We start from the raw sequence: 25,881 nt of genomic DNA on the forward strand, positions 1-25,881 counted from the left end.
TAAGTGTTATTTTACCTTAAAAGCTACAGCCTTACTAACATTCTTCGCTTTATCAGTTGCTGCCACGCTTAAAACTGTCTTCTTCTTCTGTGCTTTGATTTTCACTTTGAATTTCCCTATGGAATCTGTTTTAGCTGTACCAACTACTTTTTTACCTACTTTAATCGTTATAGTCGAGTACGCTTCAGCTGTTCCAGTCACTTCTTTTGTGGTACTTTTCACAGTAGTTTTGATTTTCGGTGCAGACGGAGCGGTTTTGTCAATGACAATCACACTCTTTGCTGCACTTACATTTCCTTCTGCATCTTTCACAGTCACAATTACCTTGGTTCCTGCTTTTTGGAGAGGAATCGTAATCTTATAATTACCCTTAGCATCCACTTTGGCAATGTACTTTTTCGTTCCGATTGTAACAGTAACAATCGCTCCTGCTTCAGCTTTACCAGTTACCACTTTTGCTAGGTCCGAAACAGTGTAAACTGTTGGAGTAGCCGGTGGCGTCCTATCAATAACTGTGATACTTTTTGCTGCACTCACATTACCCGCAGCATCTGTTGCGATGATCACTACTACCGTTCCGGCTTTCTGAACTCGAATCGTCACTTTATATTTGCCATCTTGTCCTGCTATTCCTGTACCAATTACTGATCCATTTACCTTCACTTCGATTTTGGCTCCCGCTTCTGCTAAACCAGTTATCATTGTATCTCTATCGCTTACTGGACTTACTACTGGTTTCGTAGGGGCGGTTGCATCTTTCACCACTACTGAAGTTTCTCCACTAACATTGCCAGAATTATCAGTAGCAACAATGACTAACTCGGTCCCTGCCTTTTGCACATCAATGGTCACTTTATATTGTCCATCTTCTCCAGCAGTTCCAGTACCGATTACTGAGCCATTTACCTTCACTTCTACTTTTGATCCAGCTTCAGCCTGTCCCATAACAGACGTATCCTTGTCGGTTATTTCCTTTACTACAGGCTTTTCAGGAGCTGTTACATCTATAACCACTACTGTGGTTGGTTCACTTACATTGCCAGCTTTATCTTTAGAAATAATAACTAGTTCACTGCCTGCTTGTTGTGCAGGAATTGTCACTTCATAGCGGCCATCTTCTCCAGCAATTCCAGTTCCAATTACTGGACCATTTACCTTCACTTCTACTTTTGATCCAGCCTCCGCTTGTCCTTTGACTGTCGTATCCTTGTCGGTTACTTCATATACTATTGGCTGTTCAGGTGCTGTTACATCTTTTACAATTACCTTTTCAGCGTCACTCACGTTTCCAGCTGTATCAGTTGACGTAATGACTAGTTCAGTTCCAGCGTTTTGTACTGATATGCTTAACTTAAAATTACCATCTTCATCAGCAGTACCAGAAGCAATTACTGAACTATCTACTACTTTTACTTCGACTTTAGAACCTGCTTCCGCTTTACCTGTAACTACATAATCTTTTTCTGTAACTTCATTTACTTCTGGTTTTCCTGGCGCTGTTACGTCTTTTACCATCACTGTAGTCATTTCACTTACGTTTTCAGCCTTATCTGTAGCTGAAACGACTATTTCTGTGCCGGCAAATTGCACTGGAATCATCACTTTAAATCGACCATCTTCCCCAGCCGTTCCCGTGCCGATTACAGATTCATTTACTTTCACTTCTACTTTAGAATCAACTTCCGCTTCGCCTGTTACCGAAATATCTTTATCTGTGACTTCGTTAACCAGCGGCTTTGTTGGTGCCGTTACATCTTTCACTACTACTGTGGTTATTTCACTTACATTTCCAGCCTTATCAGTTGCAATAACTGCTAGTTCAGTTCCGGGATTTTGAACGGGAATGGTCACACTATATTGACCATCTTCACCAACTGTTTCTGTACCAATTACTGAACTATTTACCTTTACTTCGACTTTAGAACCAACTTCTGCTTCGCCTGTCACTGAAGTATCTTTATCTGTCACTTCATTCACTACTGGTTTCGTAGGGGCTGTTGCATCCTTCACCACTACTACGGTGATTTTACTTATATTTTCTGCACTGTCAGTTGCTGTTATGGCCAATTCTGCTCCTGCTTCTTGAACCGGAATGACCACTGTAAATTTTCCATCTGTACTGGCTTTTGCTGATCCAATGATCGATCCATTTACTTTTACTTCTACTATTGACCCCGCTTCCGCTTTACCTGTCACAGCAGTATCTTTGTCTGTTATCTCGTTTACAATGGGTGTGGATGCGTAGTGCTTAGATAAGACAGTCCCGGGGTAGTAAAAGGATAATATGTCCTTGTATAAAATTCCTGCAGTAGCCCTATCATATGCACCATATTGGCTTAAGCCAACGCCATGCCCATTCCCAGATCCTAAAAATGAATAAGCATCCGTGGTCTCATCGATAGTAAACAAATTACTTGTCATTTTTGAGCTAATAATCGGACGGATAATATCTGCAAGGTCTTTTCCCGTACTTAGGGTTTGAAGTTCAAGCTCCCCATTTGGATTAACTTCATCCTTTATAAAAAATTGGACCGATATTTCACCGAATGAAAATCGACCACTCTCGGTAGGATCGGAAAAGACGACTTTGGGTACTGAAACAATTTTAATTTGTTTATTGCTATAACCTGAGAGATGATGCATCATCCATCCTTTAATATTTTGGAAAAACCAGCATCTAATTCATTAGTTGAATCCCACCAGCTGTCTGGATTCTTTAGGTCCAATGAAGTGATATCGATTTGCTGTTTTTGTAAGGTAGCCTTCCAGGTGATGGTCGTATCATGCTCATCCGTTTGAGCCTTAAAATATGGAAAGGTGCTGCTGTTCCAGCTATTAAACTTGTTTGCCGTTTTTCCACCGTTTGAGGATGAGAAGACAGCATCAATGGCATTGCCATTGTAGGTTAATAGTTCACCAGCAGTCGCGTCAACAGCATCCGAGGAATCACGATATTCGCTTGTAACACCTCCATATACCTGATAGGAGGTGGTATCATTGATTGTTTTATTCAAACGATAATAGGCATAGGTTCGTGCCGCAACAGCTTGAGCCTTCAGAGCTTCCATCGGTCCACTTCCAGCCATTTCACCTGGAACCACACTTTTAACATATTTTTCGAGATTAATGGTATTAATAGGTCTAACATATTGATTTTCTTCTATCGTAAAACGAAAACTACCTGCATATTCACGGTCGTTAATGATAGCATGGTCAATGTGCTGAACCGGAGTAATCGAAATATCGGTTCCGGATGCTAATATAGTATTTCCATCATATAAGCTAAGAGTGCCATTCTCTACCTTTACCGTATAGCTTTTATTAGGAATCAATAAATCCGAAGAATTTCCATTTAAATAGTAGCTTCCCACTATTTTTAATGAAATGCTTGACTGATTACCTAAATATTTGACTAACTTTACTTGAACCTGTGGCTCTGTAGCAGTCGCGGCCGCACCTATGTAACTAGGAACAATCCCAAGAAAGACAACAGTTGCAATCAAAATGCTGAATAATTTTCTCATAAAAATCCCTTTCTAATAGTTTCTTAGATTAATAATATATCTTTTGCTAGCATATATCCTCTATTTTCCATAAAAACCTAAGTTTTTCTGTAAAAATTTTATATCCGTACAAAACAGATGCATTCTATAAATATTCTACCTATTAATCTAATTTGTTCTTAATTAAAACTTACGTCCAAATCTACTTCACCCATGGTACCAAAATAGTGATAAAACGACACCCATTCGACTAAATTCAATATAAGCTATACTAATCAAACGTTTGGTTGAAACAGCTGCAAGTACTGGAAAATAATAATTTCTCTGCAAATAATGCAAGAGGATTGTCGATAAGTGCTTCAAAATTTCGCAGGAAATATTCCATCTTTCCACAAAATCAGATTAGATTATTGTAAACTTCCATTATTCTATTAAAACCCCGCCTTTTCGAAACTAACCAAACGTTTGGTTAAAAGCAACCTCTGCTCGCTCCATTCCTATCTTTCTCTCTGAATTTACCCGAAAAGAATGTCGAGTGATGTCTTCAAAATGACTCTATTAAATAGGAACCGAGGTTAGCGACTGTAAGAAATTAGTTCCCAACTTAACATTACCGGAATTCCATTTTTAACTTTCAATAAAAATCCTCTTCACTAAAAGTGAAGAGGATTTCCTTTTAAAATATTATTTTACTTTGACTGTCGCCGACTTACTAACATTCTTTGCCTTATCAGTTGCTGTCACGCTTAAGACAGTTTTCTTCTTTTGTGCTTTGATTTTCACTTTGAAGTTCCCTTTGAAATCTGCTTTGGCAGTTCCGATTACTTTACTACCGACTTTTATCGTAATGGTAGAGTAGGCTTCAGCCGTTCCGGTAACCTCTTTTGTTGTGCTTTTCACCGTAGTTTTGATCTTCGGTGCCAATGGAGCTGTTTTGTCTATGACAGTTAAACTCTTAGTTGCGCTGATATTTCCAGATGCATCCTTGGCCATTACAGTTATTTTTGTGCCTGCTTTTTGCATTGGAATTGTTACCTTATAGTTCCCCTTAGCATCGGCTTTAGCAATGTACTTTTTCGTTCCAATTGTACCAATAACAATCGCTCCTGCTTCCGCTTTACCAGTTACCACTTTTGCTAGATCAGTCACAGTGGAAACGGTAGGAATAACTGGTGCTGTTTTATCAAGAACTGTGGTAATTTTTGCCACGCTCACATTACCTGCTGCATCCTTGGCAGTTACCGTTAACTTTGTTCCTGCCTTTTGTGCTTGAATAATCACTTTAAAGTTCCCATTTGCGTCAGCTTTAGCTGTATAAATCTTTGTGCCAATTAGGATCGATACAGTCGCTCCCGCCTCAGTCTTTCCGGTTACTTCCTTAGACTTCTCTGTCACTGTATTTACTGTTAAAACAGTTGGAGCTGTTTTGTCGATAACCTTTATTGTGGCTCCTTCACTTTGATTTCCAGCAGTATCTGTTGCAGTGACTTCTAATACTGTTCCTGCTTTTTGAACTGGAATGGTCACTTTATATTTGCCATCTTGTCCTGCTGTCCCTGTACCGATTACTAAACCGTTTGCCTTCACTTCAATTTTGGATCCCGCTTCTGCTTGACCTGTAACTGTAGTATCCTTATCAGTTACTTCATTTACATCAGGCTTCTCAGGGACAGTTACGTCTTTTTCTACTACTGTAACCTCAATGCCTTCGCTCTCATTTCCTGCATTGTCAGTAGCTGTTACTGTTAATTTTGTTCCTGCTTCTTGTAAATCAATAGGGACGGAGAATGTTCCATCATCTTTTGCTACAGCAGTTCCTATTTGGTTTAATCCTGCCTTAACCGTAATCGTTGAACCTGCTTCTGCTGTTCCTGTCACACTAGTTGATTTATCTGTTACTTCATTTACACTTGGAACACTTGGTGGTGTCACATCTTTTACAGTAATTTCAATCGCTTTACTTTCATTTCCTTCTTCATCCTTAGCAGTAACTGTTACCTTTGTTCCTGCCTTCTGTTGTGGGATGGTTATTCTAAAAGCACCTGTACTATCTGTCGTACCTTTATAGGTTTGGGTTCCTATTGTAACTATGATGGTTTCCCCTGCATCTGCTGTTCCTGTAATAACCGTCGTTTTGTCGGAAATCTCATCTACATTTAGTGAAGTGTTATAAACCGTCAAATCAAGCGTATCTACTTTGTTTTCATTTGTTTCTTTCACTTGATTATTAACAGTTTTAATATCACTTAAGGATACTTGAGTTTTTCCAGCCTTAATTATTTTAACAGGAATATAACCGATTGCTACTGAGTCTTCAGTAAAAGTGGTGGATCCTGAATTAATAACTGGGCATTTAACGATTCCATTTACGGTGTCAACAGTACAACCACCAAAACTAGAGAAGTTATTATTAAAATGTACCTGATTATCTACTAGTTGGATTTTCGCAGGGTCGTATTTAAACGTAAATTGAGCCCCGAAAAGACCCTTTGGATTTACAGCATTGACCTTAATGTTTACAACTTCACCTTTCGTTAATTGCTCTAAATCCTGATCAACTGCCAGTTTAACAGAAGTACTATTCACATTACTATTGACAACTGCTGTAGGCTGTATAGCGGAAATCGCAAACGACCTTAAGGCAAAAGTTGAGATCGGTTTATTCAATACTTTGTTTGCCACATAAGCAATATCAATAATATCGATTATACCGTCCTTATTCATATCTAAATTTTCATTATAACCGGCTTCTCCTGCTCGCTTACCAAATGCCTTTGCTACTTTTGATAAGTCATTAACAGCAATCGTATTATCACCGGTTACATCAGCATTGGTGATGGCAATTCCTTTTTGGACGTTACTCTTTAATAAATAAGTAATGTTGTTGTTATCTACGTATTCTGAATTACTCTTTACTATTAAGTTGGAACTCTGTGTCTTAGTTTTTGCTTTTAAAGTCAATTTAACCAATCCTAAAGTTCCGCCTCTGTGTTCTAGGCTATCTTTTAATTTCCCTTTAATAGAAATTTGTCCTTGATTATTTGTTGATGAGAGTTCTGCAGAATCTCCATCAATACCAAATTCCGGATCGAACGTAATATTCACAACATCAAAAAGGTCTTGCGAATAATTAAAATCTAACAAGAATTGGTTTAATCGATTAGCATCGGTAGCTTTTAATGATACGGAAACCGTTTCGCCTTTTTCAATAATGTCTTTACTTGTTTCTACCTTAAAATTAGCAATGCCTGTTACCTTTACATCCGTAGTGGCTGTATATCCATTTTCATCGGTTGTGGCGGTAATCACAGCATTTCCTAAACTAACCGCTTGCACTTTTCCAGTTTGATCAACTGTTGCAACGGAAGGATTGCTAGACGTCCAAATAACCTTTTTATTGGTCGCATTTTCTGGAAGGACTTTTGCTGTTAATACTGCACTTTCTTTTGTTGCTCCATCTAAGATTAATTCTTTCTTATCCAATTCAATGCCCGTTACAGATGAAAGCACCGTAATGGTTGATTCCGCCTTGAATTGCTTATCATTGGTTGTTGCGGTAATGGTCGCTGTACCTGCACTTATTGCAGTCAGCTTTCCAGTTTGGTCAACCTCGACAACACCCGGATCACTGGAAGACCAGGTAATCTCTTTATTGGTTGCATTGTCCGGATACACGGTTGCAACTAATACTCCCTCCTTGTTATTGGAGGTATCAAGAGTCATTGTTGTTTGATCGAGATTAATGCCTTCAACCGGAATAGCAATAGCAAGGTCAGCTTGAACATTCTGATTCGATACATAAAGGGAATCGTCTGTATCAGATACCGAAGATCCTTTTAAAATAGTGAAACCTGCTGTTCCCTCTTTATCCAACGTCTTGAAATCAATATCAACTAAATCTGCCTCTCCAGTGATACCTGGCGTATCTCCTAATTTAGTTCCTACTAATCTAATAACGCCATCTTGGTTAGACTGAAGTAAAGTAGCGCTCGTTCCATTTACTCCAAAGTTCGGATTTAGTTTAATATTCGTTACTTTTATTAGATTCGGGTCATACTTTATCTCGACATCAAATCCATATAAGTTTGTAGCATGACTTGTTTTTAGGGTTAGTGAACTATTTTCATTGACATAAACCTTTTCATTAGCAAAATCGATAGCCAAGTCAGCCTGGGCATGGGTACGAATGGATGTTTCAGGTCCATTTGCAGTCCAGTTCCCTGATCCATCTCCTGCTTCTACCTTAAAGGAATACTGCGTACCGGTTGTTAAGCCCGTCATTTCAGTGGAAGTCTCTGTCCCTGGTATAATTTTTTGAAGCTTGCCATTGACAAATACTTTATAGTTTTCGACCTTCACATTGTCACTTGCTGTTGGCCAAGTCAACGTTACTTTCGTTTCTCCTAAATTAGAGAGTGATAGATTTGCATCTGATGCCCATTCAGGTGCCGCATTGTCACTGGAGGATGCTAAAAGTAAATCCAATGTTGTTTTATTGCCTTTTGTGACTTGTACATTTTCCTTTTTGATGGACAAATAGGTAGGCGCTTCAAACATAACTGTGTATGAGCCTTCCTCAAGAGGCAATGCATAGTAACCAGAGAAATCTGTGTAAACTGGCTCTGCTCCATTATTGGCGTAAACCTTTGCACCTTCAACTGGAACGCCGTTTTCATCCTTGATAATACCAGTGACGACTCCGTTTGTTACTGTTGGGTCTTGCTGGTACGGGGTTAGACCGACGTTTAAGTTGACTCTTTGGCCGGATAGAACTTTGATGGTTCTTGAAACATACTCATAGCCTTCTCCTGGATAGATTTCAACTGTATAATTACCCGGTGAAACGCCATTAAACGTATAGTTCCCGTTTTCATTTACTACCGAACCATAGGATCCATACGGTCCGTATAAGTTCGCATAGATTCCGTTTATCACTTTGTCGGGATTATACAAATCTGTTGCTTTAATCGTTACTTTTCCATATTGCTGATAATAGTTTAAATTAACTCCATTTTCCTTTAGAGTCTGAATATCCGTCCAACTCTTGGACGTTTCACTTAATTCCAAGTAGTTGTTTTGTAGGTCCACATTATCGCCAGATCCTATTCCGCCGTTTTGCATGTTGGTTATGAGCGGTGTGATATCCTCAATCTGGTTATTATATAAATACACATTGTTTAACTTCGTTAATGATTCTATACCTGCTAGGCTTTTAATTTGATTGTTTACTAAATACAAGTAAGTTAAATTTTCTAACCTATTCAAAGGTGATAGATCGCTAATATTATTATAATACACTTGGAGAGTACTAAGTTTTGTCAGACCACTTAGGAAGGAGAGATCTTCCATACCGCTTCTATATATACTTAGAAATGTTAAGTTAGTTAGATTACTTAGAATCGTATCGTTCACTGCTTTATTATTTGAATATGAAGAACTCTCAATCGACAACCAATCTAAATTCTTGGCATATTGCAATCCTGCTAAGTTAGACATATCATACAGACTCAGACTGGTTAATCCAAGCATATCTTCCTTTGTTATATCCCCTGCCGGCTTCCCTAACGAAGACCGAACTGCATCTTCTACACGTGAATCCGCAAAGGTTACTTTTGGATTCTCCGCTGTTGAAACGAGTGTGAAATCTTTTGTTAATTTATGACCTGAAAGTACTCCTAGATTTTCTTCGGTAACCGATTCATAGCCATTCGCTTCAACCACTATATTATAAGAACCTTGGGCCAACGGAAGAATGTAACTGCCGCTATAATCTGTAAAAACAACTTCTGCTCCATTTTGGGCATAAACCTTTGCACCTTCAATCGGTACGCCGTTTTCATCCTTGACAATACCCGTAATAACTCCATTTGTTACCATGGGGTCTGTTTGTATCGAAGTCAACCCGATGTTTAAGTTGATTCTTTGGCCGGATAGGACTTTGATGGTTCTTGAAACATACTCATAGCCTTCTCCTGGATAGATTTCAACTGTATAATTGCCCGGCGATACGCCATTAAACGTATAGTTCCCGTTTTCATCTGCTACTGAACCGTATGATCCATTCGGTCCGTATAAGTTCACATAAGTACCGCTTATTACTTTGTCGGGATTAAATAAGTCCGTTGCTTTAATCGTTACTTTTCCATATTGCTGATAATAGTTTAAATTAACTCCATTTTCCTTTAGAGTCTGAATATCCGTCCAACTCTTGGACGTTTCACTTAATTCCAAGTAGTTGTTTTGTAGGTCCACATTATCGCCAGATCCTATTCCGCCGTTTTGCATGTTGGTTATGAGCGGTGTGATATCCTCAATCTGGTTATTATATAAATACACATTGTTTAAATTCGTTAATGATTCTATACCTGCTAGGCTTTTAATTTGATTGTTTACTAAATACAAGTAAGTTAAATTTTCTAACCTATTCAAAGGTGATAGATCGCTAATATTATTATAATACACTTGGAGAGTACTAAGTTTTGTCAGACCACTTAGGAAGGAGAGATCTTCCATACCGCTTCTATATATACTTAGAAATGTTAAGTTAGTTAGATTACTTAGAATCGTATCGTTCACTGCTTTATTATTTGAATATGAAGAACTCTCAATCGACAACCAATCTAAATTCTTGGCATATTGCAATCCTGCTAAGTTAGACATATCATACAGACTCAGACTGGTTAATCCAAGCATATCTTCCTTTGTTATATCCCCTGCCGGCTTCCCTAACGAAGACCGAACTGCATCTTCTACACGTGAATCCGCAAAGGTTACTTTTGGATTCTCCGCTGTTGAAACGAGTGTGAAATCTTTTGTTAATTTATGACCTGAAAGTACTCCTAGATTTTCTTCGGTAACCGATTCATAGCCATTCGCTTCAACCACTATATTATAAGAACCTTGGGCCAACGGAAGAATGTAACTGCCGCTATAATCTGTAAAAACAACTTCTGCTCCATTTTGGGCATAAACCTTTGCACCTTCAATCGGTACGCCGTTTTCATCCTTGACAATACCCGTAATAACTCCATTTGTTACCATGGGGTCTGTTTGTATCGAAGTCAACCCGATGTTTAAGTTGATTCTTTGGCCGGATAGGACTTTGATGGTTCTTGAAACATACTCATAGCCTTCTCCTGGATAGATTTCAACTGTATAATTGCCCGGCGATACGCCATTAAACGTATAGTTCCCGTTTTCATCTGCTACTGAACCGTATGATCCATTCGGTCCGTATAAGTTCACATAAGTACCGCTTATTACTTTGTCGGGATTAAATAAGTCCGTTGCTTTAATCGTTACTTTTCCATATTGCTGATAATAGTTTAAATTAACTCCATTTTCCTTTAGAGTCTGAATATCCGTCCAACTCTTGGACGTTTCACTTAATTCCAAGTAGTTGTTTTGTAGGTCCACATTATCGCCAGATCCTATTCCGCCGTTTTGCATGTTGGTTATGAGCGGTGTGATATCCTCAATCTGGTTATTATATAAATACACATTGTTTAAATTCGTTAATGATTCTATACCTGCTAGGCTTTTAATTTGATTGTTTACTAAATACAAGTAAGTTAAATTTTCTAACCTATTCAAAGGTGATAGATCGCTAATATTATTATAATACACTTGGAGAGTACTAAGTTTTGTAAGACCACTTAGGAAGGAGAGATCTTCCATACCGCTTCTATATATACTTAGAAATGTTAAGTTAGTTAGATTACTTAGAATCGTATCGTTCACTGCTTTATTATTTGAATATGAAGAACTCTCAATCGACAACCAATCTAAATTCTTGGCATATTGCAATCCTGCTAAGTTTGATATATCGTACAGACTCAGACTGGTTAATCTAAGCATATCTTCTTTCGTAATATCGCCTGCCGGCTTGCCTAGCGAAGATCGAACTGCATCTTCTACACGTGAATCCGGGAAGGTCACTTTTGCAGTTGGTACCGATGCTGCAGTAGCAACTTCTAGAGAAGGTCCTTCACTAGTCCAGTTCCCGCTTGTATCACCGGCTTTAATTTTAAATGTGTAGGTTGAACTAGGGGATAATCCCGTTACTGTGTAAGAAAGAACAGATCCCTCAACAGTAGCTAACAAAATACCATTTTTATAGACTTTGTAATTGGTTACATTATCATTGTCTGTTGCTGAAGGCCAATTCAAAACCAGACTAGAATCGCCTATATTTGAAGCTTCTAATTTTGCGTCGGATGGCCAGTTTGGACTTTCACTATCAGATGATGAAGATGGTGATGTCGCAATTGAATTATCAGTTGGTGAAGAAGTTGCTGTCGAACCTTCACTTGAATTATCAGTTGGTGAAGCTTTGGTTGTCACCTCTAAACTTGGTCCTGACGTACTTACATTCCCAGATGCATCATATGCTTCAATCTTAAATTGATACGTATTTGCAGGTGCCAATCCTTTAACTTCATAGGATATTACATCAGCTGATACAGTATCAATTTGATTACCATTCTGATATATGTAATAACCCGTTACACTGTTGTCATCACTTGCTTGTCTCCAATTCAAAGTAACACTGCTTTCAGTACTATTTGAACTAGACAATTCAATTTCTTGGGACCATGACGGTGCAACAGTATCTTGATTGGTTCCTGATGTATCCTCCACTTGGATATTGATAGGATCTAACGAAAACTCCCGACCAAAGATGTTTCGGACTTTAACGTCAAAATTATTAGAACCAGTCACTACATCTACATCGAGACTAAATGTTCCATTGGAACTGGCTGTGACCTCGGAACCACCGATGTTTACGACAAAACCAGGAACGGTTTTCCCTTGAATTGTTACTTTCCCCATTGAAGGAGTATGAGTATAGGAAAATGGCGGTTCTGGATACTCATCGGCCCTAACAATTAAATTCGCACCGCTTATTTTTCCATGATTCAGGACAACCCCATTATCAGGATAACTTGTATCCCCTGTCATAAAACTACCATACATATTAGCAAACATATTTGTTGCATAGTTGATAGTTCCATAATTTGATAACTTTCCATAAATAATAACATCTTGGTTGAAAGTTATTTCACTCCCAGACGAAATTGTTAATGTGGCATTTGGAGCAATAATAACCGGCTGATCAATGGTCTTAGTTTCACTCCACGTTGTTGACTCGTTAATCAACAAATAATCATCCGGATTTGATGCTGCAAAGGCCCTGTTTAATCCTACTAAATTAGGTAAGATTCCACTCATTGATAAAAACAAAACTAAAAAAAGAATAAATGACTTACGGACGAACCCCCATCGACTTGCCATCTTAGCATTCCATCTCCTACTTTTTTAATAGTCTATAATCACTACTAATTATAACAAGAATAGACAATTTTTTGTTAATTTTTTTCCATAACAACATTTTTTTCCAACGACTATCTGACAAAAAAACAGGAATTATATTCATTAATCCTTCCTAAAAGATGTGGGGGTTTTCGAATTAAAAAGTAGCACCAAAAAATCCCCTCCATCGCGTGAAGGGGATTACTCTTTTAAAAATTATTTCACTTTAACAGTCGTTGCCTTACTTACATTCTTGGCCTTATCTGTTGCTGTCACTATTAAAATCGTATTCTTCTTTTGAGCTTTGATTTTCACTTTGAAATTTCCTTTGGAATCTGCTTTTGCTGTACCGATGACTTTACTTCCGACTTTGATCGTTATAGTAGAGTAGGCTTCGGAAGTTCCAGTCACTTCTTTTGTTGTGCTCCTTACAGTTGTTTTGATTTTCGGTGCAGTTGGAGCAGTTTTGTCAATGACAATCACACTCTTAGCGACACTTACATTTCCTGCTGCATCTTTCGCTGTCACAATTACCTTAGTGCCTGCTTTTTGTACTGGAATTGTTACCTTAAAGTTACCCTTTGCATCCGCTTTGGCGATGTACTTTTTCGTTCCGATTAGAATAGTAACAATGGATCCTGCTTCTGCTTTACCAGTTACCACTTTTGCTTGGTCTGAAATAGTGGTAACGCTTGGAGTAACCGGTGCCGTTTTATCAAGAACTGAGATACTCTTTGCTGCACTTACATTACCAGCAGCATCCTTAGCAGTTACTATTAATTTTGTACCAGCTTTTTGTGCTGGAATGATTACTTTAAAGTTCCCATTTGTATCAGCTTTTGCTGCATAGATCTTTGTACCGATTTTGACTGATATAGTTGCTCCCACTTCCGTCTTTCCGGTTACTTCTTTTGACTTGTCTGAAACAGAATTTACTGTTAGAACTGATGGAGCTGTTTTGTCTGTAACCTTAATTGTTTCCGTTGAACTAATATTGCCAGCAGCATCTGTTGCAACGATAACTAATTCTGTGCCTGCTTTTTGCATCGGAATAGCCACTAGATATTGGCCATCTTCTCCTGCTGTGCCTGCACCGATTACTGAACCACTTTTCTTCACTTCAATAGTGGATCCTGCCTCTGTTTGACCTGCAACAGTTGTATCTTTATCGCTTACTTGATTGACCACAGGTTTCTCAGGGGCGGTTGCGTCTTTTACAACTATTGTAGTTGTTTCACTTACATTACCAGCCGTATCTGTAGCAATGACAACTAATTCTGTGCCTGCTTTTTGAGCTGAAATATCCACTTGATAATGTCCGTTTTCTCCAGTTGTTCCGGTGCCAATCACGGTATCATTTACTTTCACTTTTACTTCTGATCCGGCTTCAGCTTGGCCAGTTACCGAAGTATCTTTATCAGTTACTTCATAAACTATGGGCTTATCAGGAGCCGTCGCATCTTTTACTACCACTGTTGTTGCTTCGCTGATGTTACCATCATTGTCCGTTGAAGTAACTACTAACTCTGTTCCTGCTTTTTGCCTTTGGATATTGATAGAAAATTTGCCGTCAATACCAGCAGTTCCTTTGCCAATCAACGAGCTGTTCGCGAACACTTCCACTGTTGTTCCAGCTTCCGCCTCACCTGATACTGCAATATCTTGGTCAGTAAGATCAATAACCGTAACCTTTCCAGGAGCAGTAACGTCCTTAACGACCACAGTGGTTCCTTCACTAACATTTCCTGCTTTATCGGTTGCTGTAACTTCTAGCTTTGTTCCAGCAGGCTGAACTGGAATACTTATTTCAAATTTCCCATCTGAGTCGGCTGTAACAGAACCAATACTATCCCCACTCTTTTTCACTTCTACAAGGGATCCAGTCTCAGCTGAACCAGTAACAATACTTGAATGTTCTGTTACCCCCGAAACCTCAGGCTTCTCAGGGGCGGTTCCATCTTTGACAACAATTATTGTTGGTCCAGTTGTATTACCGGAGTCATCTGCAACGTATATGTGCAACTCCGTGCCAGCTGATTGTGAAGGAGCTTCTATACTAAATACCCCTGATTCGTTTGTAATTGAAGAACCTAGGTAATGATCGTTAGCATATACATATACATTCGAACCAGGTTCAGCATGACCCGTTATATAAGTGGAGTTATCATATATTTCATCTACTTCTGGTTTTGCTGGAGGTGTCACGTCCTTAACTATTATTCTAGTAACTTGACTTGTATTTCCACTTGAATCAGTTGCTGTAATAAGTATTTGAGATTTTGCTGCTTGCTCTACTATCGAAAACTCATAGTATCCGTTACTATCTGCAATTGCTGACCCAATTAGCACACCGTTGACAGTCGCTGAGACTGTGGCACCTGGTTCTGAGTAACCAGAAAGTAACGTTGAATTTTCATCAATACTACTAGCAGATGGTGGATACGGCGGAGTAATATCCCTTTCATTAACGTGGAAATTGGCACCTGTTAGGTCTTCTCCCCACGAATTTACTAAGTTACTCCAGATATATGTTGAGTTATCATAAATATCATTTACCCACAGATTATATATGCTCCAGTTTCCAACTCCATTTACTGTCTCATTTTCTGGAATGACTGCTTCAAAAACATTGTCATGAGAGTGAGTTAAAGTTAGCGTATAGGTATTTCCATCTGGTTTCAGTAAAGTAGCACTAACATTCTTAACCCCTGATGCGTCATCAACTTCTGCAATTAATTTTACTGAATTCCCGCTTAAGATTTCCTTTTTATCAACAGATATGGATTTTACTGTGGGTGGATCACTCTCTGGCATTACAGTAAAATCGCCTCCATCTAAAATGCCAGTAGGATTAAATTTACTATCAGAAATTACAGTTGAATTATTTTTTGTATCCGTAAGGGTTACATATGTAAGTTCAAATTTCCCTAGCCCATAATCCCCTGTTGTAATAAAACTTGGAAAAACTGCTTGAAATTGATTATTTCCTATATATTGAGCATTAAAACCAACACCCCACCCATTTGGTAAACTATAATTAAGGGAAATATTTTCTACATCACTAAATTCATCTACCGCATTAATGGTAATGGTAACCGAATCACCAGTTAGTATTTTAGTTTTATCCACAGACACACTATTCAATACAGGTCCTTCTGTATCTTGAACGGTTGTAAAATCGCCTCCACTTAAATCACCAGTACGATAGTAACTATAGTCATAAATGGATGTGGCGTTATTGAGATTATCCTTGATTGTTATTGAGACAAGATCAAACTTCCCCATTCCATAATTTTCCGATGTTAAATAGGAGGGAAAACTAAATTGATATTGATTGTTACCAATACTTTCTGCGGTAACACTAATATAATTATTATTTGGAAACAAATACTCGAGTGAAACACTTTGGATACCGCTCAGAATATCTTCTGCCTCTACCGTTACAGTAGAGGAACCGCCCACTAAGATCCGTGATTTATCAACGGAGACACTTTTAAAAACAGGACCTGCCGTATCGGATGCGTAAACAGTATAATTTCCACCGTCTAACTCATAACTTCCACCTTCACTTTTATCAAAATAAACTCTAAATCCGCCGTTGTAAAAATACTCAGTGATATTCGCAACAGTCCATTCACCAGTTTCAGAATAATATGTTGACATATAACCATAAAACGATGAGTCTGACGAACTATCTTTAGATAGATGCACTTGAGTATAACTACCAGAAGGCAACTTATAACTAACAGTCATATCTTTAACCCCTGTAAAGCTTCCTCCTATATAGCCCATTCCATTACTATTTTTAATAGTAACAATTACCTTTTGCCAATTTGGTACGATAATATTTTTCTTTTCAACTGAAATAGTATCGATAACATTGGGGCCATCTTCATCAGAAATAGATTTTGATACATCTATTCCATCTGCTTTAGCAGGGATACTACCAGCACTCATATAGAATATATAAAAAATAACTAAAAAAACTAAAAAACTCTTCTTATTCATAGTTCCACCTCCATAAATCAATTTAATTTCTACAATAAAAATATATTCCTACATTATTAACCTAGTAGCAAAAATAGAATGTCCCGCCTTAATATGTTAAACCCTTCTCACCATCCCTCTACTTCGAACCTATCTATGAATATTTTACCACCCATATGTAAATTGGTGTGAAATATCTAGTCTTCATTCACTAATAAATTAATAGATTTAACAAATTAAATATAGTAAAAATCACCGAAAGTGTTTAGCTGTAGTTTAGGATATTAAAATCCCCTCCACATAGTGTGAAGGGGACTTAGAAATTATTTCACTTTAACAGTTGCAGCCTTACTTACATTCTTCGCTTTATCGGTTGCTGTCACACTTAAAATTGTGTTCTTCTTTTGTGCTTTAATTTTCACTTTGAAGTTTCCTTTGGAATCTGCTTTTGCTGTACCGATGACTTTACTTCCGACTTTGATCGTTATAGTAGAGTATGTCTCGGAAGTTCCAGTCACTTCTTTTGTTGTGCTTTTTACTACAGTTTTGATTTTTGGTGCCAATGGAGCGGTTTTGTCAATAACAATCACGCTCTTAGCGACACTTACATTTCCTGCTGTATCTTTCGCTGTCACAGTTACCTTTGTACCTGCTTTTTGGACAGGGATCGTTACCTTAAAGTTACCTTTAGAATCCGCTTTAGCAATGTACTTTTTCGTTCCAATTGTAACCGTAACAATTGCGCCTGCTTCTGCTTTACCAGTTACCACTTTTGCTTGGTCTGAAATAGTGGTAACGCTTGGAGTAACCGGTGCCGTTTTATCAAGAACTGTGATACTCTTTGCTGCACTCACATTACCAGCTGCGTCCTTAGCAGTTACAGTTAACTTTGAACCTGCTTTTTGTGCTAGAATGATTACTTTGAAGTTCCCAGTTGTATCAGCTTTTGTAGCATAAATCTTTGTGCCGATTAAGATCGATACAGTCGCTCCCGCCTCCGTCTTACCGGTCACTTCTTTTGACTTGTCTGAAACCGTATTTACTGTTAGGACTGTTGGAGCTGTTTTGTCGATAACCTTTATGGTGGTTCCTTCACTTTGATTTCCATCAGAATCGATTGCAATAATCTCTAATACAGTTCCAACTTTTTGAACTCGAATCGACACTTTATATTGGCCACCTTCTCCTCCTGTCCCTGTACCGATTACTGAACCACTTACCTTCACTTCGATTTTCGATCCGACTTCTGCTTGACCTGTTACAGTTGTATCTTTATCGCTTACTTGATTAACTAAAGGTTTCCCAGGAGCGGTTACATCTTTTACAATCACTATAGTTGCTTCACTTACATTTCCAGCCTTATCCGTAGCAATGATAGATAGTTCAATGCCTGCCTGTTGTACTGGAATTGTCACTTCATAGTGACCATCTTCTTCAGTAGTACCAGTCCCAATCACCGAACCATTTACTTTCACTTCTACTATTGATCCAGCTTCCGCTTTCCCTGTAACAGTAATATCTTTATCTGTTACTTCATTTACTTCTGGTTTAACTGGGGCCGTTACGTCCTTCACCACTACTATTGTTGTTTCGCTTACATTACCAGCCTTATCCGTTGCACTAATAACTAATTCTGTTCCCGCTTTTTGCGTTGGAATAGTCACTTTGTATTGACCATCTTCTCCAGCTGTTCCGTTGCCGATTACTGAATCATTTACCTTCACTTCTACTTTCGAGCCAGGCTCTGCTTTACCTGTAACAGTAGTATCTTTGTCCGTTACTTCATTTATTTCCGGTTTAACCGGAGCGGTTACGTCCTTCACCACTACTATAGTTGTTTCACTTACATTACCAGATTTATCAGTAGCGATAATTACTAACTCTGTACCAGCTTTTTGTGTTGGGATAGTCACTTTATATTGACCATCTTCTCCTGCTGTTCCTGAGCCGATAACTGAACCATTTACCTTCACTTCTACTTTCGAGCCAGCCTCTGCTTTACCTGTTACACTAGTATCTTTGTCAGTTACTTCATTTACTTCTGGTTTAACTGGAGCGGTTACGTCTTTCACCACTACTGTAGTTGTTTCACTTACATTTCCTTCCTTATCAGTAGCACAAATTACTAACTCTGTGCCTGCTTTTTGTGTTGGAATGGTCACTTTATATTGACCATCTTCTTCAGCTGTTTCCGTACCTATTACTGAACCATTTACCTTTACTTCTACCTTTGATCCAGCCTCTGCTTTACCTGTTACAGTAGTATCTTTGTCGGTTACTTCATTTACTTCTGGTTTAACTGGAGCGGTTACGTCCTTCACCACTACTGTAGTTGTTTCACTTACATTTCCTGCCTTATCAGTAGCACTAATAACTAATTCTGTGCCCGCTTTTTGTGTTGGAATGCTCACTAAATATTGACCATCTTCTTCAGCTGTTCCCGTTCCACTTAGTGAACCATTTACCTTCACTTCTACTTTTGATCCAGCCTCTGCTTGACCTGAGACAGAAGTATCTTTGTCAGTTACTTCATTTACCTCTGGTTTGGTTGGGACTGTTACGTCTTTTACTATTACTGTAGTTGTTTCACTTACATTTCCAGCGTTATCCGTAGCAATAATAACTAATTCTGTTTCGGCTTTTTGTGTTGGGATAGTCACCTTATATTGACCATCTTCCCCAGCTGTTTCCGTACCTATTACTGAACCATTTACCTTTACTTCTACTTTTGATCCAGCCTCTGCTTTACCTGTAACAGTTGTATCTTTGTCGGTTACTTCATTTACTACTGGTTTAACCGGGCTGGTTACGTCCTTCACCACTACTGTAGTTGTTTCACTTACATTTCCAGCCTTATCCGTTGCACTAATTACTAATTCTGTGCCCGCTTTTTGGGTTGGAATAGTCACTTGATATTGACCATCTTCTCCAGCTGCTCCCGTTCCAATGACTGAATCATTTACCTTTACTTCTATCTTTGAACCTGCCTCTGCTTTACCTGTAACAGTAGTATCTTTGTCCGTTACTTCATTTACTTCCGGTTTAACTGGGGCCGTTACGTCCTTCACCACTACTGTGGTTGTTTCACTTACATTTTCAGCCTTATCAGTTACACTAATAACTAATTCGGTTCCCGCTTTTTGTGTTGGAATGGTCACTTTGTATTGACCATCTTCTTCTCCAGCTGTTCCGCTGCCAATTACTGAACCATTTACCTTTACTTCTACTTTTGATCCAGCCTCTGCTTTACCTGTTACAGCAGTATCTTTGTCCGTTACTTCATTTACTTCCGGTTTAACTGGGGCCGTTACGTCCTTTACCACTACTTTAGTTGTTTCACTTACATTTCCAGCCTTATCAGTAGCAACAATGACTAATTCGGTTCCTGCCTTTTGAGCAGCGGAAATTGTCACTTTATATTGACCATCTTCTCCTGAAGTTCCAGTACCAATTACCAAACCACTTACTTTAACTTCTACTTTTGATCCGGCTTCTGCTTGTCCTGTAACTGTAGTATCTTTGTCGGTCACTTCATTTACTTCTGGTTTAACCGGGGCAGTTACGTCCTTCACCATTACTGTAGTTGCTTCGCTTACATTCCCAGCCTTATCGGTTGCAATAATAACTAATTCGGTTCCTGCCTTTTGTGCGGAAATGGTCACTTTATATTGACCACCTTCTCCAACAGTTCCCGTTCCGATTACTGCACGATTTACTTTTACTTCAACTTTCGAACCAGCCTCCGCCTGACCTGTAACTGAAGTATCTTTATCTGTTACTTCACTTACTGAAGGCAGTGCAGGCGCAGTTACATCTTTCACCTCTACGGTTGTTGCTTCGCTTAAATTACCAGCCTGATCAGTAACAATAACGACTAATTCAGTTCCTGCCCTTTGTAATGGAATAGTCACATTAAATTTGCCATCTTCCCCGACTGTGCCTTTCCCTAAGACCAAATCCTTTACCTTAACTTCAACAGAAGATCCTGCCTCTCCTTCCCCAGTGACTTTGGTATCTTTATCGGTTACTTCATTTACTACCGGTTTAGAAGGCGCGGTTACGTCTTTAACTACCACTGTAGTAGACTCACTTACGTTTCCGGCTTTATCAGTAGCGACAATAACTAATTCCGTTCCCGCCTTTTGCACTGGAATCGTCACCTTAAATTGTCCATCTTCACTGGCGGTTCCTTTACCAATCAGCGTACCATCCACATGCACTTCTACTATAGTACCGGCTTCCTCTTTACCTGTTAGGCTTGTATCTTTATCCGTGACGTTATTAACAACAGGCTTCACTGGTGCTGTTTTATCTTTGACAATAACAGCTTTCACACTGTTATTCCCAGTGGCATCTGTTGAGATCACAAAAACCTCTGTCCCTGCAGCCTGCTTTGGAATGGCAACGGAGAAATTTCCGTCTACATCAGCTGCGCCAGTACCAATCGTAGTTTCACCAACAACAACATCAATTAACGTATCAGGTTCCGCCTTACCAATAACAACAGTTGATAGATCGGTCACTTCCTCGTCTAGTACAGGAATGACTGGAGAAGTCCGATCCTGCACGACCGTAATGAGCGCATCTGACACATTGCCCGCCTCGTCAGTCGCAGTAATGCTCAGCTTCGTTCCTGTCTTCAATACAGGTATTTTGACAGTAAATACCCCATCAAAATCTGCAGCTCCTGAGCCAATCACTTTGCCGTCCACTTTCACTTCCACACTAGCTCCTGCTTCTGCCTGGCCGTTGATTCGGTCGGACTGATTGGTTACTTCCTCGTATAAGATAGGACTTTCTGGAGCCGTTCGATCCAACACCACGACAATCGTCACCTCTGACACATTGCCTGCCTTGTCCGTAGCCGTAACGCTCAACTCTGTCCCTGCTTTTAATACAGGTATCTCGACAGTAAACTTCCCATCTATTCCAACAGTCGCTTCACCTAGCACGGAGTCATCTACATTAACCACAACTTTCGACCCGGCTTCTGCTTTTCCGGCCACGACTGTATCTTTATCGCTCACGTCAGAAACAACAGGTTTCATTGGAGTGGTTTTATCTTTGACAACAATCGATTTCACACTGTTATTTCCAGCTAGATCCGTTGAAATGACAAACACTTCTGTCCCAGCTGGCTGCTTTGGAATGCCTACCGAAAAATACCCAGTGACCGAAGTTTTTCCAGAACCAATCGTGGTATCACCAACCATCACATCGATGGTAGTATAGGGTTCAGCCTGTCCTCTAACTATAGTAGATTGATCAGAAATTTCCTCGGATAAAACAGGAATCTCTGGAGCAGTCCGGTCAAGCACCGTGACCACCGCTGCTGTTGACACATTGCCCGCCTCGTCCGTTGCCGTAATAATCAACTTCGTGCCTGCTTTCAATAAAGGAATCTTGACGGTAAAAGTCCCATCCAAATCGGCCGCCCCTGATCCTATCACCGTACTACCTGCACTAATTTCTACCTTAGATTCAGCTTCTGCCTGTCCATACACCAATGTATCGGAATCATTAACCTCATTCACAATCGGCTTTCCAGGTGACGTTGCATCTTTGACAATCACAGTCACCGAATCACTCACATTTCCTGCCTGGTCCTCAGCCATCACGACTAATTGTGTCCCCGCAGGCTGCTTGTCAATCCCCACCGAAAAGGTTCCATCCTGATTCGAAACGGCAGAGCCCATCATTCCTCCATCCTTAAGGACTCGGACCACAGAACCCTTCTCAGCCGTACCTGTCACCACCGTCGATTGATCAGTGACAACCGAGACCTCTGGTTTTGCTGGAGCGGTTCCATCCTGAACGGTAATATAGGTTGGTTCCGATGAATTTCCACTTGTATCATATACAGAAATACTCAATAACGTGCCCGCTGGCTGCCCGTTAACTGGGACGCTAAATACACCATACACATTGGTTGTAGCCTCTCCAACATAATAGCCATTGGCATAGACATACACGGAAGAACCTGGTTCAGCATAACCTGTCGCATAATAGTCGTAATCATAAACTGTATATACATCCGCCTTAGCCGGTGCAGTGACATCTTGAACAATCACACTTGTTGCTGAGCTTATATTACCGCTTGCATCCGTAGCTGTAACCGAAATGACTGTACTCGCCGCTTGTTGTAGAATATAAATTTGGAAATACCCAAACAAATCAACCGATGCCGATCCAATCTCCACTCCATTTACAGTTGCTTTAACTGTTGAGCCTGCTTCAGCACTTCCATAAACAACGGTGGAGTGCTCATCCACATTATTGACGTATGGTACACTCGGTGGATAACTATCCTTCTCTTTCACATAGAAATTTGCACTGGAAAAATCCCGCCCCCACCAATAGGATGATTGACTCCAAATATAGGTGGAATTCTCAAAGATATCACTAACCCACACAAAAGTGGTCGTCCAGTTCCCGACTGCATTGGACGTTACATCCCCTGGAATATAGCCCTCAAAAATTTGATCATGTGAATGGGACAAAATTGCTGTATAGCTGTTTCCGTTAGGTTGTTGAAAAGTTACCTTGACCTTCGCGACTCCCGAAGCATCCTCTACTTCGGCCAAGACTCGCAAGCTGTCACCGCTAGTAATTTCCTTCGTATCCACCGAAACCCAGGTGACTTCAGGAGCATTTCCCTCTGGAATGACAGAAAAATCCCCTCCACCTAAATCACCTGTACGATAATAACTATAATCATAGATGGTTGTGAAATTGTTCTTGCTATCGATGAGACTGAGCGATACCAATTCAAACTTCCCGACCTCCGATGTTAACGAGGAAGGAATCGTATATTGGTATTGATTGTTTCCGACACTCTGAGCCGTAAAACTGATATAACTATTATTTGGCTGTAAATATTCGAGCGAGACACTAGAAATTCCACTCATGTCATCCACTGCATCCACCGTGACCGTCACCGTTCCATTGGGCAAGGTCTTAGTTTGATCAACAGCTACCTTGTTAAAAACAGGACCAGTTGTATCAGTATAGGTAACAAAATCTCCTCCATCCAATGAACCTGTCCCACTCGTATCAGAAATCCTCGTGTTGTTGTTTTTACTATCATACAGATCCACCATCACCAACTCGAACTTCCCAATTCCATAACTTTCAGCTGTCGAAGCAGATGAAAAAGTATATTGGTATTGATTATTACCAATACTTTGGACGTAATAAGTAACAGACCCTTTATTCGGTGTCTTATAGGTAAGGGTAATCGTATTGACACTGCTTAGTTCATCAACGGCATCTACCGTCACCGTCACGGTTCCACCGGCTTCAATTTGGTTCTTATCAACGGAAATCTTATTAAGAACCGGACCAGTTGTATCGATATAGGTAGTAAAATCACCTCCACCCAAATCACCGGTACGATAATAGCTATAATCATAAATCGAGGTAGAATTATTCTTATTATCCCGAAGCGTAAGCGACACCAATTCAAACTTGCCCGTTCCATGACTTTCTGAAGTTATGGAGGAAGGAATCGTGTATTGATACTTATTTTTACCCGTCATTTGGGCTGTAAAAGTCATATAACTATTATTCGGGAGCAGATATTCGAGCGACACGTTCTTCACTCCGCTCAGCTCATCCTCCGCATTGACCGTAACAGTCACTGTTCCACCAGGTTCTAGCATTGCCTTATCCACCGACACACTAGTGAATATTGGACCTGCTGTATCAGTAATGGTGGTAAAATCTCCGCCATCCAAATTTCCTGTCTGATAATAACTATAATCATAGATGGTGGTGGCGTTATTACTATAATCCTGAAGCGTAAGAGACACTAATTCAAACTTCCCCACCCCATAGTTCCCCGATGTAATCGTGGATGGCAGCGTATATTGATATTGATTGTTTCCAATACTCGCAGCCGTAAAACTCATATAACTATTATTCGGAAGCAGGTATTCCAGCGAAATATTCTTTATCCCGCTCAAATCGTCTTCCGCACTGACAGTTACCGTCACTGTTCCACCTGTTTCGATTCTAGTCTTATCGACCAGGACCTTGCTAAAAACAGGACCGGTTGTATCAGTTGATAACACCTGAAAATTACCGCCGTTTAATTCCGAACTACCTCCAAAATCATTATCCTCAATAACCTTGAATTGCCCGTTTCGATACTCCACAAATAGAGAAGTTACCTTCCATGATCCTTCCGTCGAATAATAGGACGGTACACTCCCTTCAAACACACCCTCGCCGTTCATATACAAAAGAATCTGTGTAGTAGACCCATTCGGCATGAGATAATTTGCCTTGATACTCTTAACGGCAGAGTTATCAATCATACTAACTATTACCGTCTCGACATTCGGGCTAAGGATATTCTTTTTCGTGACACTGATATAATTAATCCCATCAGTACTATCCGCAACCGCTTGAATCCCTCCTAAACTAGTAAAAAACATATAAAAAATAACTAAAAATAAACTAAAACTCTTTCTTTTCATCGTCTGTCCCCCGTATGTAGTGGCTGAAGCTTTAACAACACCAACTAAAATATGTAAAATTATACTATTAGTATAATTCAATCTATTATTATTTGAAACAAGTTAATTACAACAATTGACCTACTTCTACAACTTTCATAGGGTACATTCGACTAGTTTCAATTTCTAATCTACTAATTAAACGTTTGATTAAAACAGCTTCACCCCTTGGTAAATATGCCTCATCCCTGCACCAAACAAAAATAATTTGTTGAAAAATGGTAAATAATTAGGAGCAAAATATCGAACATCCCTACAATGTCACCAACCGACACCTTTTCGACAAAATAACAAAAAGGCTATACTATTCAAACGTTTGGTTGAATCAGATGCAAGTAATGAGTCAGAAGCAATCACCACCAAAGGAGGCAAGAACATTGTCGAGACACGATCGAAAATTCCGCAGGAAATAACCCACTTTTCTACAGAAAAAGATTAGTTTCTTCCAAAGTTTCATTATTCTACTAAAACCCCGACTTTTCGAAACTACACAAACGTTTGGTTAAAATTTGCCTCCGCACGCTCCACATTTATTTTTCTCACTTTAAATGCACAAATAG

Annotated in this window: 5 protein-coding genes; all 5 read right to left on the reverse strand. The window is 39.4% G+C overall.

Features of this window, described 5'->3' with window-relative positions:
- Window positions 1–6 precede the first annotated feature (6 nt).
- The 5 genes from QNH17_RS27765 to QNH17_RS27785 all read right to left on the reverse strand — a co-directional run bounded on the left by QNH17_RS27765 (window position 7) and on the right by QNH17_RS27785 (window position 25,282).
- Window positions 7–2,646: an Ig-like domain-containing protein gene (locus QNH17_RS27765; protein WP_283876550.1), complete on the reverse strand. Its 2,640-nt coding sequence runs from the start codon at window positions 2,644–2,646 to the stop codon at window positions 7–9.
- The gene (locus QNH17_RS27770; protein ID WP_283876551.1) at window positions 2,643–3,524 is read right to left on the reverse strand and encodes a SpoIID/LytB domain-containing protein; all 882 of its coding nucleotides are present in this window, start codon (window positions 3,522–3,524) and stop codon (window positions 2,643–2,645) included. The genes QNH17_RS27765 and QNH17_RS27770 overlap by 4 nt, the downstream gene beginning before the upstream one ends.
- Window positions 3,525–4,187: 663 nt before the next feature.
- Window positions 4,188–12,797 (reverse strand): Ig-like domain-containing protein, encoded by an 8,610-nt coding sequence (locus tag QNH17_RS27775; RefSeq protein ID WP_283876552.1) that lies wholly within the window; start codon window positions 12,795–12,797, stop codon window positions 4,188–4,190.
- 234 nt (window positions 12,798–13,031) lie between these two features.
- A complete protein-coding gene (locus QNH17_RS27780) occupies window positions 13,032–16,823 on the reverse strand; it encodes an Ig-like domain-containing protein (protein ID WP_283876553.1) in 3,792 nt (1,263 codons plus the stop codon).
- Window positions 16,824–17,125: 302 nt separating this feature from the next.
- Entirely contained in the window at window positions 17,126–25,282 is an 8,157-nt protein-coding gene (locus QNH17_RS27785; protein ID WP_283876554.1) for an Ig-like domain-containing protein, read from the reverse strand.
- Window positions 25,283–25,881: the final 599 nt, after the last annotated feature.

It is taken from the genome of Neobacillus sp. SuZ13 (assembly GCF_030123365.1).
Taxonomy (GTDB): Bacteria; Bacillota; Bacilli; order Bacillales; family Cytobacillaceae; genus Neobacillus.

Coding starts and splice junctions, on each gene's coding strand:
- QNH17_RS27765 (WP_283876550.1), bottom strand. CDS start 2,646: ATGATGCATCATCTCTCAGGTTATAGCAATAAACAAATTAAAATTGTT.
- QNH17_RS27785 (WP_283876554.1), bottom strand. CDS start 25,282: ATGAAAAGAAAGAGTTTTAGTTTATTTTTAGTTATTTTTTATATGTTT.
- QNH17_RS27775 (WP_283876552.1), bottom strand. CDS start 12,797: ATGGCAAGTCGATGGGGGTTCGTCCGTAAGTCATTTATTCTTTTTTTA.
- QNH17_RS27770 (WP_283876551.1), bottom strand. CDS start 3,524: ATGAGAAAATTATTCAGCATTTTGATTGCAACTGTTGTCTTTCTTGGG.
- QNH17_RS27780 (WP_283876553.1), bottom strand. CDS start 16,823: ATGAATAAGAAGAGTTTTTTAGTTTTTTTAGTTATTTTTTATATATTC.